Source organism: Paenibacillus zanthoxyli JH29 (assembly GCF_000520715.1).
Taxonomy (GTDB): domain Bacteria; phylum Bacillota; class Bacilli; order Paenibacillales; family Paenibacillaceae; genus Paenibacillus_AQ; species Paenibacillus_AQ zanthoxyli.
This window is the reverse complement of record NZ_ASSD01000243.1, coordinates 1-11,458: the sequence shown is the minus strand read 5'-3', so window position 1 is coordinate 11,458 and position 11,458 is coordinate 1. Positions and strand designations below refer to the sequence as shown.

General features: G+C 50.0%; 12 protein-coding genes and 1 riboswitch. Of the genes, 9 read left to right on the top strand and 3 right to left on the bottom strand.

What is annotated here, in order from left to right; translation table 11 throughout:
• From L691_RS33495 to L691_RS0109060, 7 genes are all read left to right on the top strand, one after another.
• On the top strand, positions 1–207 hold a 207-nt coding region (locus L691_RS33495), incomplete at its 5' end, for a putative signal transducing protein (RefSeq protein ID WP_025690119.1).
• A 476-nt stretch (positions 208–683) separates the two neighbouring features.
• Positions 684–1,694, top strand: a complete 1,011-nt coding sequence (locus L691_RS0109085; RefSeq protein ID WP_025690117.1) for a LacI family DNA-binding transcriptional regulator — start codon at positions 684–686, stop codon at positions 1,692–1,694.
• 108 nt (positions 1,695–1,802) lie between these two features.
• Positions 1,803–3,107 carry a sugar ABC transporter substrate-binding protein gene (locus L691_RS0109080; protein WP_025690115.1) on the top strand — a complete coding sequence of 435 codons (1,305 nt, stop codon included), beginning with the start codon at positions 1,803–1,805 and terminating at the stop codon, positions 3,105–3,107.
• A gap of 78 nt (positions 3,108–3,185) precedes the next feature.
• Positions 3,186–4,532: a carbohydrate ABC transporter permease gene (locus tag L691_RS0109075; RefSeq protein ID WP_025690113.1), complete on the top strand. Its 1,347-nt coding sequence runs from the start codon at positions 3,186–3,188 to the stop codon at positions 4,530–4,532.
• Positions 4,529–5,362, top strand: a complete 834-nt coding sequence (locus L691_RS0109070; protein WP_025690112.1) for a sugar ABC transporter permease — start codon at positions 4,529–4,531, stop codon at positions 5,360–5,362. Before L691_RS0109075 ends, L691_RS0109070 begins: the two co-directional genes overlap by 4 nt.
• Positions 5,363–5,426: 64 nt before the next feature.
• Positions 5,427–5,528, top strand: a riboswitch (purine riboswitch).
• Between the two features lie 140 nt (positions 5,529–5,668).
• Positions 5,669–6,673 (top strand): aromatic ring-hydroxylating dioxygenase subunit alpha, encoded by a 1,005-nt coding sequence (locus L691_RS0109065; protein WP_025690111.1) that lies wholly within the window; start codon positions 5,669–5,671, stop codon positions 6,671–6,673.
• Between the two features lie 52 nt (positions 6,674–6,725).
• Positions 6,726–7,727 carry an NAD(P)/FAD-dependent oxidoreductase gene (locus L691_RS0109060; RefSeq protein WP_025690110.1) on the top strand — a complete coding sequence of 334 codons (1,002 nt, stop codon included), beginning with the start codon at positions 6,726–6,728 and terminating at the stop codon, positions 7,725–7,727.
• Between the two features lie 146 nt (positions 7,728–7,873).
• Here the strand turns inward: L691_RS0109060 and L691_RS0109055 are convergent, their stop codons facing one another.
• Positions 7,874–8,443: a thymidine kinase gene (locus L691_RS0109055; protein ID WP_025690109.1), complete on the bottom strand. Its 570-nt coding sequence runs from the start codon at positions 8,441–8,443 to the stop codon at positions 7,874–7,876.
• 229 nt (positions 8,444–8,672) lie between these two features.
• Between L691_RS0109055 and L691_RS0109050 the strand changes: the two genes are divergently transcribed.
• Positions 8,673–8,882 carry a hypothetical protein gene (locus L691_RS0109050; RefSeq protein WP_025690108.1) on the top strand — a complete coding sequence of 70 codons (210 nt, stop codon included), beginning with the start codon at positions 8,673–8,675 and terminating at the stop codon, positions 8,880–8,882.
• A 137-nt stretch (positions 8,883–9,019) separates the two neighbouring features.
• On the opposite strand, the gene L691_RS0109045 is transcribed toward L691_RS0109050, so the two are convergent.
• Both L691_RS0109045 and L691_RS0109040 read right to left on the bottom strand, forming a co-directional pair.
• Positions 9,020–9,928 (bottom strand): acyltransferase family protein, encoded by a 909-nt coding sequence (locus L691_RS0109045; protein WP_025690107.1) that lies wholly within the window; start codon positions 9,926–9,928, stop codon positions 9,020–9,022.
• A gap of 37 nt (positions 9,929–9,965) precedes the next feature.
• Complete coding sequence (locus L691_RS0109040; protein ID WP_025690106.1) at positions 9,966–10,271, bottom strand: DUF2627 domain-containing protein; 306 nt, start codon at positions 10,269–10,271, stop codon at positions 9,966–9,968.
• 201 nt (positions 10,272–10,472) lie between these two features.
• Between L691_RS0109040 and L691_RS0109035 the strand changes: the two genes are divergently transcribed.
• A partial coding sequence (locus L691_RS0109035; RefSeq protein WP_025690105.1) for a dihydrolipoyl dehydrogenase family protein occupies positions 10,473–11,458 on the top strand: 986 nt, incomplete at its 3' end.

Below are 11,458 nucleotides of genomic sequence, written 5' to 3'. Positions count from 1 at the left end.
CCACTTCAAGTGTTAGCTAAGTGGGGGAGTGTTCAAATCCGAGCCAAAAGCATCCTTGCCGCTGAGGGAATCCGTCACCGTTCGCGAATTTCTGGATCAACTGGCGCGGCGGACCTACGGGTGAATATTGGAGGCAAAATACCCGTCCAATATGAGATTTTTGTGGCTGAAGAGGATGAGGTCCGTGCGCTTAAGGTGCTGCGTTAGCAAGGCCAAGATGATCACGCACTATGACCGTCTGAATGTCTGGATTCGGTGAAGGCTGGAGTAGTGCCTATGGAGATATTGGAAACGGAGGCGATCCGTTTCTTTTTTTTGTATGTATAAATATGACATGTACATAACATCAAAATGTTTATAGAAATCGGTTTCATTTCAACGAAAGCTGCAAATATAGTGCGCCCTGCATAATCAAAACGAAGAAAATTGTCGAATTGTACAATTAAATGTAATGTTAGTTGACCTATTTCTTGGCTTCATGTACATTTTGCTTACACAAACGAAGTGATATTTATCACACTTTATATCGAATTCAGTGTCAAAGCATGTACAGGAAATCGATTTCCTGAGGGTATCGGCAACTTATTTTCATCAATGCATGATGGGAAACCGGTTTCCTGGATGTGGAAAGTTCGTTTCTAATTCAGCTGTTGTTCCTTTGCTGCGAAGGGTTGGATGGAGTCATGAATATCACGATAAGAGATGTAGCCATGAGAGCTAATGTGTCGCCGGCCACCGTATCACGGGTTCTCAATCAGAGCAAACCAGTCAGCAAAGCGGTACGGGAGAAAGTCATGAGAGTTGTGGAAGAGCTTAATTTCAATCCCAATTCGGTTGCGCGCAGTCTGGCCATGAAGGAAAGCAAGCTGATCGGTGTGGTCATTCCTAACATTGACAGCGTATTTCTTTCAAAGTTTGTCAACATCATAGAAGAGGAGTTCTTTAAGCACAATTATACGACGCTGCTCTGCAATACAAGACGCGCTGATGATGTTGAGAAGGATTATTTGAGGCTCTTGAAAGACAAGTACGTGGATGGCGTAGTGCTGATGACCTCTCATCCCAAGCCGCATCAAATTGAGTTTTTCGAGCAGGAAGACATTCCTGTGGTATTTGCCGGGCATACCGACAAGAGCAAGCAATTCTCGTCCGTAAATATTGACAATTATCAGGCTATGTATGATGCGACCCTGTATTTGCTAGAGAACGGTCATCGAAGAATCGCTTTTTTTGGCGGCCCTCTGATCTATCGTCAAGCGATGGAGAGGTTGTCCGGTTACAAGCAGGCACTGGCTGACTACGGAGTCAAGTACGAAGAATCGCTTGTTTTTGCAAATGATTATGATATCGAACACGGCTATGAGAACGGTATGGGGCTGTTCCAAAGGGCGGATAGGCCTACAGCTATTTGCTGCGTGAGCGATATGGTCGCTATCGGCGCAATTAAGGCGGCAGAAGCGAACGGGCTCAGGGTCCCCGAAGATATTTCCATTATGGGCTTCGATGATACCCGCTTGGCGAGAGCTTACCGTCCCGGGATTACGACAATCCGGCAGCCGATTCATGAGCTCAGCGTTCAGGCGGCGGAAATGCTGCTTAAGCAAATCAAGCAAAAAGAAGTTTATGTCAAGGAAACGAGGATTCTTTCCCATGAAATTATCGTAAGGGGGAGTTGCATGGCAGTGAATGGCTGAAGCTGAGTTAGACTAACTGCGTCTGGAAAGGATACGTACACATACGCTTCATCAGTATCTCGGGTTAAAAAACGACTGATTATTTTATTCAGAAGGGGTAGATTATCCATGAAAAAGAAGCTGGGCGCTCTATTGCTTTCCACACTAATGATGTTCACGCTGGCTGCTTGCGGCGGCAATGCAGGCACGAATTCGGCCAATCCAACCAGTAATGCGGAAGGCACGCCCGCAAATACCGCTGAGCCTGCCGCGAACGAAGAGCTGAAGCCCGAACCAGGGGCAGAATTAAGATTCTGGACATACACACACGACCTGAAGCCTTTCACGGACTATGCAATTAAAGAATTTGAACAAAAGTATAACATTAAAGTCGCGGTAGAAGACGTAGGCTACTGGGATAGCATTGGCCGGTTGACGACCGACGGGCCGGCCGGCGTAGGCGCCGACGTGTTCGGGCTTCAAACCCCTGATGTGGCGAATGCGGTCCAATCCGGCCTCGTTCTGCCGAATGACTATTTTGAAGAAGAAACGAAGAGCATCAATAAGCCGGACACGATCGCCGCTGCTACCCATGACGGCATTCTATACGGTTATCCCTGGAACGTGTACACGTTTGGCCTTTACTACAATAAAGATCTTGTCAAAGATGCGAAGCTTGAGACATGGGATGATATCATCGCTTTTGCCAAGAAATTCAATGATGTGAAGAACAACAAGTACGGCTTCCTGTACGAGCCCAAAACCTCTGCATTTGACGTTGCCTTCATGACCGGCTATGGCGGATACATCTTCGGCAACAACGAAACGGATGTCAACGATATCGGAATCAATAACGAAGGCTCTGTCAAAGGGTTGAAGTTTATCCAATCGCTTCGCGAGATTATGCCGCTTGAATTGGCCGATGCTACGAACAACCTGAAGGAAGGCTTATGGGGACAAGGCAAGCTCGCTATTAATATGGACGGAAGCTGGGCTATCGGCGAGCAGAGCAAGCAGCCGTTTCCTGTAGCCGTGCTTCCAATGCCGAAGCTGCCGGGCGGAGAGAATGCGATGCCGCTTGCGGGAAGCACCGGATACTATGTAAGCTCCTATACCAAATATCCGAACGCGGCGAAAATTTTCGCGAACTTCATTACAACGAAGGAAATGCAAATTAAAAACAATGAGCTGACCGGCGCTCTTCCTGCTGCGAATATTACCGGAACCGAACAGGGCATACGCAATGACGAATTGACGCAGGGCTTCCTTAAGCAGATTGCAAGCAGCCACCGCTTCCCGGGCCTGTTTGAAACCCAGTATGTATGGCCGGCGCTGGATGCCGCTGTGGCCGAAGTGTGGAATGGCGGGGACCCCAAGGCTGCTCTGGACAAGGCTGCGGATAAATTAAAGAACAATATCGCTAACCAGAAATAAAGTTGGATATTGGAAAGGGCAGGCGGTCACCCGTTTGGTTAAGGGTGGCCGCAGTTTTATAAAGGAGGTTAAAGGGTGATGCAGGAGCTTATAGCGAAGCAGAGCAAATCTGGAGCAACCAAACCCTACAGCACAATCGCCGTGATCTTATCGGTGCTGGCCATGGGATTGGGACAATTGTATAATCGCCAGATTATGAAGGGTATTATTCTGCTGGTTGTTCATGCGTTTACGTTATATACCGTTATTTTCAAGCTGCCTCATGCGGTGTGGGGACTTACAACCCTTGGTGAAACACAGACTCAGCTCAAAAAGGTGGGCAGGCTTTATCAGCAAGTCATGGGGGACCATTCCGTGTTCCTGATGATTGAAGGTCTGGTGACGATATTTGCCGTAATCCTTCTGATATGGATTTACGTGCTGAGTATCAAAGATTCCTACCGGACCGGCAAATTGCGGGAACAAGGAGGGGTTCCCAATACCTTCAGACAGACGGTCAGCTTTGTGCTGTCCTACCGTTTCCCTTATCTGATCCTTGCGCTTCCGCTGGCGGGCGTCTTCTTCTTTACAATTATGCCGATCGTATTCATGATCTTGATTGCTTTTACCGACTACACCGCGAAGAATATGCCTCCGGCGCATCTGCTGAATTGGACGGGCTTTGATGCCTTCAGGGATGTCTTCCAGCTGAAAGGATGGAGCACCACCTTTTACAAAGTTACGCTCTGGACCTTCCTATGGGCGATTCTAGCGACGCTCACCGGTTATTTCGGCGGATTTGGGGCTGCGCTGCTCGTACAGCAAAAACGGATTCGGTTCAAATCGTTCTGGCGCACGCTGTTTATTCTTCCATACGCCATTCCGATGTTTGTCTCGATGCTGATTCTGCAAAATATGTTTAACGGCCAGTTCGGCCCTATTAACCAATACCTTGAGCTTCTAGGCTTCAACCGAATTCCGTGGCTGTCCGACCCGACTTGGGCCAAGGTCACGCTCGTTATTGCGAATTTCTGGGTAGCCTTTCCGGTATCCATGCTCATGATTATCGGAATTATGTCAACGATCCCGAAAGATATGTATGAAGCGGCCGATATTGACGGCGCAAGTTCTTTTCAGAAGACCCGGCTCATTACTTTTCCTAGCGTTATGTATTCGATGGCACCGCTGCTTATCATGTCTTTCGTGGGCAATATGAATAATTTCAATGTGATTTTCCTGCTGACGAACGGTAATCCGGTCAATAGCGACCTGCAGTTTGCCGGGGATACCGATATTCTGATCACTTGGCTCTACAAGCTTTCCATGGGCTATGGACAGTACAACTACGCATCCGTCATTGGCATTATTATCTTTATTATTCTGTCCGCGTTCGCGATTTGGAATGTTCGCCGGACCAAGGCATTTAAGGAGGACACCTCATCATGACCCGTAAACTAAGAGGATCAGTCTGGCTGTCAATCAGTTATGTGCTGCTTGCTGTTATCGGTGTCTTCTCCGTATATCCCGCTCTTTGGGTTGTTATGTCTTCCTTTCGGACAGGCAACTCGTTATTCAGCGAAACGCTATTTCCGACAGCCTTTACGTTAGAGCACTATGCGAATCTGTTTAGCAAGTATGATTTTGCCCTGTGGTATACCAATACCTTGAAGATTGCCCTGACTACCACTGTGATCGGCACTGTTCTAACGCTGCTGCCCGGCTATGCGTTCTCGATCTTCCGGTTTACCGGACGGAAAACAATGATGAGCACCTTGATGGTGCTGGGCTTGTTCCCCGGATTTATGAGTATGATCGCCGTATTCATTCTGCTGAATCTGCTGAACCTGCTTAACACGCATCTAGCGGTCATTCTCGTCTATGCAGCAGGAGCGCCATTGTTCTTTCTCTTTGCCAAGAGCTACTTCGACACCATTCCCAAAAGCTTGGTGGAAGCGGCGCGTATTGACGGGGCGGGCCATTTAAGCATTTTCTTCCGGATTGTCATGCCGCTGTCTACGCCGCTGATTGTGTATACAGCGCTGAGTATTTTTGCCGGCTCGTTCACCGATTTCCTCTTTGCCAAGCTCGTGCTGCGGACGCCGGAAACGAAGACGCTGGCCGTCGGGCTGTTCGATATGATCAGTTCACGGCAGGCTACGGACTTTACCAGCTTTGCGGCCGGATGCGTGCTCATCGCGGTTCCGATTACGTTCTTGTTCATCCTGCTGCAGCGTCTGCTGACGGAAGGATTGACGGCTGGCGCCGAGAAGGGTTAAGAGCGGAAGATTTTTGTTGACACGGTTTTTGTGTGATGTTAGGATACTTAAAAATACATGTTATGATAAATGTCATTGCAATTCTTGTATAAGCTCATTAATAGGGTGTGGGCGTTTCTACAGGCAACCGTAATTGCCACAGGCTACAAGAGGAAGCAGAGCCAGGATTTTCGCTTTTTCGGGAAAAAGAGGTTTGCGCCCCGGCAAAGGCATTCTGGCTGCTCCCTCTTGATTCCTGTGGCTATTTGCTTATCCAACTTAGATTACCCGAAGAACAAAAACTTGGATGTAAAGCGAGGTCACACAATGGTTAAAGATCAAGTATTAGCAAAAGATTGGATATCTGTCGCTTATTCGCAGGATATCGGAACTGAACCGGTACCCGTTACTGTCCTGGAAGAGAGGATCGTCCTGTTCAGAACACAGGAAGGGGTACAGGCGTTTAAGGACTTATGCATTCACCGGGGCGCGGCGCTGTCGCTGGGCAAAGTGGTGGACGATTGTATTGTATGTCCTTATCATGGCTGGAAATATGACACGGAAGGGAAATGCGTCAAAATCCCTCAGCAGCCCGCCGAGCAGACGATTCCGCCAAAGGCCAAAGCCATCGTCTATCCTTGTGTGGAAAGATACGGCGTGATCTGGGTGAAGCTTGAAGAGGGCGCTTTGGAGAACGAGACTGCGGTTCCTTTTTATGAGGAGTATGAGGACTCTTCCTTTAGAACGGTTCATGCCGAACCGTATGTGCTGCATGCAGCGGCGCCGCGAGTCGTTGAAAATTTTCTGGATGCGAGCCATTTGGCATTCGTCCATGACGGATTATTGGGTGATTCCGCCTTCCCGGAAATCCCTGATTACAGCGTGAACTGGAAGGAGAACCGCTACGTTTCCGACGAGATTCCCGTGTATGCCGACGCGGACGGTTCGGGGAATTATGCAACGATCTATTATACCTTTGAAATTTTGCGCCCCATGACGGCAAGACTGAAAAAAGTGAATTATTCCAATAATCAGATTCTTTCCATGTTGTTCACAGTGCTTCCGCATGACGAAAGAAAAACCACGGTCTTCGCGCTGGTCACCAGAAATTATGCGCTGGATCAACCGGATGAATATTTCCGGGATTTCCAGAAGCGGGTTATCGAGCAGGACGCCGGGATTGTGGAAAGCCAGAAGCCAGAGGAGCTTCCTCTTGACTTACAAGCGGAGCTTCATCTGAAAGCCGACAGGGTCAGTATTGCTTACCGGCGGTGGTTGGGAGAGCTTGGTGTAACCTACGGCAGCGATGTTACAGGCGTCAAGAAACGGTAGGCGTATAATTTCACAAGATTAGTCAGATTTTATAACAGGAGGATGTTACATTGTGAGCCAAGATCAATTATCTGTTGAACCGGTGGATATCGTCATTATCGGCGGCGGTCCGGCCGGAATGTTTGCCGCTTTTTACGGCGGAATCCGTCAAGCCTCCGTCAAAATAATCGAGAGCATGCCCCAGCTGGGGGGACAGCTTGCCGCCCTATACCCGGAAAAATATATATACGATGTGGCTGGATTTCCGAAGGTAACGGCTCAAGAGCTCGTCAATTCGCTGCAGCGGCAGCTGGATCACTTCTCGCCGGAAGTTTGCCTAGAGGAGAAAGTGGTCGAATTGATCAAGCTGGAGGAGCGGCTGTTCGAGATCCGTACGAACAAGGCGGTACACTTTGCGCGCTCAGTTCTCATTACCGCCGGCGTCGGCGCGTTTGAGCCCCGTCGTCTGGAGCTGCCGGAAGCGGCAAAATACGAAAAGAAAAATCTGCACTATTTTATCAGTGATCTGCATCAGTTCAAAGGGCAAAAGGTGCTGATCAGCGGCGGCGGCGATTCTGCGGTCGATTGGGCGCTCATGCTGGAGCCGATTGCGGAAAGCGTAACGCTTATTCACCGCCGGGACAAATTCCGGGCACATGAGCACAGCGTGGAAAAGCTGATGAATTCGAGCGTAAACGTACAGGTTCCGATGGAAATTGCAGCGCTTGAGGGGGAGGATGTAATCGAGCAAGTGACCCTCCGTAACATAAAAACGAAAGAAAGCATGAATCTTGACGTCGACGCTGTCATTGTCAACTTTGGATTCATCTCTTCGCTTGGACCGATCAGCGAGTGGGGGCTGGACATTGTGAACGGCTCGATCGTCGTCGACTCCCGGATGGAGACGAGTATCCCGGGTATTTTTGCCGCGGGTGACGTGACGACCTATCCCGGTAAAATCAAGCTGATTGCCGTCGGATTCGGCGAAGCTCCAACTGCCGTCAACAATGCCAAGGTGTATATCGACCCGAGCGCCAAGCTGTCACCCGGCCACAGCAGCAATATGAAGCTGTAATGGGTTTGAAGGCCGTGATTCTCTACGTAAAAGTAGACAGTCACGGCCTTTTTAAGTTTTTCATCTCCAGCCCCTGCCGTACTGCTGTCCTGAGAAATGAAATCGCGCCGGAGGCTATACTTTAGCACATCTTTTGGTTTGGCCGCTCACAGCGGTGGATTCTTATGGCATTTGCGGCATACCGGATAATAGGCTTCATTCCCGCCGATCTGGATTTGCTTGCCGCTGTAGACAGGCTTTCCGTTCTCGACCCGAAGCGTCATCGTCGCCTTGCGCTCGCAGAACCAGCAGATTGTCTTCATTTCCTCGATTTTATCGGCGTAGATCAGCATATACTTGCTGCCCTCGAACAGATTGTTCTGAAAATCATTTTTAAGGCCAAAGGCCATCACCGGAATGTCGAGCTCGTCAACGATGCGAACCAGTTGGAGAATACTTTCTTTATTCAAAAATTGGCATTCATCGATCAGAACACAGTGGGGCTTCGGCTGGCCAGCGCTCACAATCCCGAAAATATCCGTATCCTCATCAATGGCAATAGCCTGTCTGCGGAGTCCGATCCGCGAGGAGACATAGCCGACTTCATCCCGGTTGTCGATGGCCGAGGTGAAAATCTGCACCGACTTGCCCTGTTCTTCATAATTATGAGCAACTTTAAGAATCTCGATCGATTTACCGCTGTTCATTGCCCCGTATTTAAAAAACAATTGTGCCAATTCCATCTGTCCTTTCTTAAAGAAGACCTTAAATCCAATATCCGAAAATGCGACCTTAATAGATTAGCATACTCCCGGCTGCCGAGGCCAGAGAGAACAGGGGGCGCTGGTTATTTGTTTGCCGTATCTGCTAATATATCTTTATGGGAACCTGCCGGTCTTTGACAGTGCGGGTTATTTTGCGTGAGTCAATCGAATAGTGAAATCTTGGAGAAAGGAGCGGATACAGATGACGGAGAAACAGGGAGAATTCAAGGAACGGATCGCAAGGCTGAAAGAGGATGGCAAGCTGACGGCTGAGGCGGAAGCGCTGCTGGAAGAATTGATAGCGGGCCTTGCGGAGCTGGAGCGGAGTAACAAGGCGCTAAGGAAGGCAGTGCTGAAGGCAGCCGGGGGACAGACGATGTCCAGCCGTCTGCGCGATGCGCTGTACGAATAGGAAGAGGAGATTCTGGAGGAACGCGGATGTCCATGATTTTGCCTTTTTTGAAAATAGATTAAACGGCTTCTTTCACTTCTTTCAGCTTGCGGAGGGGGCGGCTTGTCCATCTTTTCCCCAGCTCGATTGAAGGCTTCTCAATATAATAGTACGACAGGCTGGAAGCCAGCAGTGACAGGACGAGAGCGATGGAGAGCGTCGCCCACATGGGCAGCAGATTGTGGAAAGCGTAAATGCAGGAGAACAGCACCACCGAATGGTAGAGATACAGGCTGTAAGAGATTGCAATACACGATCAGACCGGACAACAATAGAGCATATTTCATGGTAACCCTTAAACGCAGCACTTTTGAAATGAGACTTACCCGGTATTTGGCAAGCAGGGCACCCAGGATAAAGAACGAAATGTAGTGGAGGGTAAAGCAGTGATTGGAGGAGATGGGATGCGAATTTGCCGGATGCGCCAGATTGTTGAGCAGGAGCGCCGTACCCGACAAGAGTATGCCCAGAGCGACATTTGACTTCCAGCCGAATCTCTTGATGAAGAGCATGATGAAGGGGAAGACGAGGGAGACTCGCAGTTCGACGGATAATGACCACAGGACGGGGTCCAACGCGTAATCTTTAAAGCTGCCGATCAGAATAATATGATCCACAATCAGCCAAAAGGACAAAGGCGTGCTCCATACATCATGAAAAAAAGAGCTGAACCCGGAGTCCAGCCCCGGACGATAAAAGGCCAGGTAAGCCAGAATCGAGCACCCGACGGCCACGATGTAAGGAATATAGATTCTGCACAGCCGTTTGATGAAAAAATGCGGGATATTCACTTTTTTTCCATCGGAATAAAAGGGCAGCGACAGGACAAATCCGCTTAAGACAAAGAAAAAAATGACCGCCTCATGTCCTGCTTTGAAGATTCGCAAAGGTGTGTAATTTAACGCATCCAGCCACAGTAATCCTGTGAAGATAAATGCAAAATGATGGACGACAACAGTCAGCGCCGCCAGACCCCTTAAAGAGTCCAGCTGATGGTATCTTGTCAACCCAGCACCTCCGCGAGATTCAATATTGAAATTAGGATCAGGAAGCGGGTTTAGAAGGCCGCCCCGGTCCGGCTCTATGCTTCTCCTTGAAGCGGGGTCCGACATAATTCCGTTTGCGGTCCCGGGTCAGAATCCAGCCGCCCAGAAAGCTCATGCCCGCCGCGAAGATGACAAGTCCTCCTGCAAAATGAAGCCAGGCAAACACGGGCGCGGCCGTCTCGTCGCCGTGCATCGCAAGGTAGTCGAACAGATCGTCTTTCATCATGAGGAAGCCCTTCATAGCCAGCAGACCGGGCAGCACCAGAATAAGGATGGCAATAAAGCGGGAGAGCAGCAGTTTCATGACCGTTTCCGTCCTCTCTATAACCTATATCTGGGGATAAACGGAACATTGATTAACAGCATTTTGCAAAATACTCATATTTATGATAACGCTTCGAATTTTAAATGTCCATGGCGCAAAGGATTTTGTGATATGGGCAAAAGGGAGTACAATAGAATGGATTATGCGAATGATGCGTAAAGAACTGGGGGATACATTTTTATGACCATTTCATGTGACGTAGCGGTGCTCGGGGGAGGAACCGGAGGCTATGTGGCGGCGATCCGTGCCGCTCAGCTCGGCAAGTCGGTTGTCGTCATCGAACAGGATAAACTGGGCGGGACGTGCCTGCATCGCGGCTGCATTCCAAGCAAGGCGCTGCTGCGCAGCGCGGAGGTCTACGCGGATATTGCGGAAAGCGAGGAATACGGGATTGAAATTTCCGGCGTCAAGCTGGCATTCGGCAAAGTGCAGCGCCGTAAGGAAGCGGTTGTGGAGCAGCTGCATCAGGGCGTCCAGTATTTGATGCGTAAAAATAAAATTCAGGTGCTTAAAGGGAAGGGGCGGGTGATTGGCCCTTCGATTTTTTCTCCGCGCAGCGGGGCGGTCGCGGTGGAGCTTGAGGACGGCGAGATGGAGACGGTAGTTCCGGTCAACCTGATCATCGCCACCGGGTCGCGCCCCCGGATCATCCCGGGACTTGAGCCGGATGAGCAGTATATTCTGAGCAGCGAGGAAGCGCTTCGGATGGAGGAGCTGCCGGCCTCGATGCTGATCGTCGGCGGCGGGGTTATCGGCGTGGAATGGGCGTCGATGCTGGCTGACTTCGGCGTGCAGGTCACCGTCGTGGAAGCGGCGGAGCAGCTGCTTCCCCATGAAGACGCCGAGGTAGCCAGGGAACTGCTGCGCCTGCTGAAAAAACGCGGAGTAACCGTGATGACGGGCGTAACGGTGAACGCAGGCACATGCCAGGTGACCGGAGAAGGCGTCAGCGTGGAAGTGACCAAGGGCGGCAAAACCGAGGTGCTGACTGCCGGAAAGCTGCTGGTATCGGTGGGAAGAGAGGCCAATATCCATAATATCGGCCTGGAGAACACGGATATCCGCTTTGATAAGGGCGTCATCGAAGTGAACGCCAGCATGCAGACGAACGAGCCGCATATTTATGCGATCGGTGACTGCATCGGGGGACTTCAGCTGGCGCATGC

What these genes read in the sequence shown, in the direction of transcription:
- L691_RS0109080 (WP_025690115.1), top strand. Translation starts at nt 1,803, where the DNA reads ATGAAAAAGAAGCTGGGCGCTCTATTGCTTTCCACACTAATGATGTTC.
- L691_RS0109070 (WP_025690112.1), top strand. Translation starts at nt 4,529, where the DNA reads ATGACCCGTAAACTAAGAGGATCAGTCTGGCTGTCAATCAGTTATGTG.
- L691_RS0109050 (WP_025690108.1), top strand. Translation starts at nt 8,673, where the DNA reads ATGACGGAGAAACAGGGAGAATTCAAGGAACGGATCGCAAGGCTGAAA.
- L691_RS0109065 (WP_025690111.1), top strand. Translation starts at nt 5,669, where the DNA reads ATGGTTAAAGATCAAGTATTAGCAAAAGATTGGATATCTGTCGCTTAT.
- L691_RS0109085 (WP_025690117.1), top strand. Translation starts at nt 684, where the DNA reads ATGAATATCACGATAAGAGATGTAGCCATGAGAGCTAATGTGTCGCCG.
- L691_RS0109075 (WP_025690113.1), top strand. Translation starts at nt 3,186, where the DNA reads ATGCAGGAGCTTATAGCGAAGCAGAGCAAATCTGGAGCAACCAAACCC.
- L691_RS0109040 (WP_025690106.1), bottom strand. Translation starts at nt 10,271, where the DNA reads ATGAAACTGCTGCTCTCCCGCTTTATTGCCATCCTTATTCTGGTGCTG.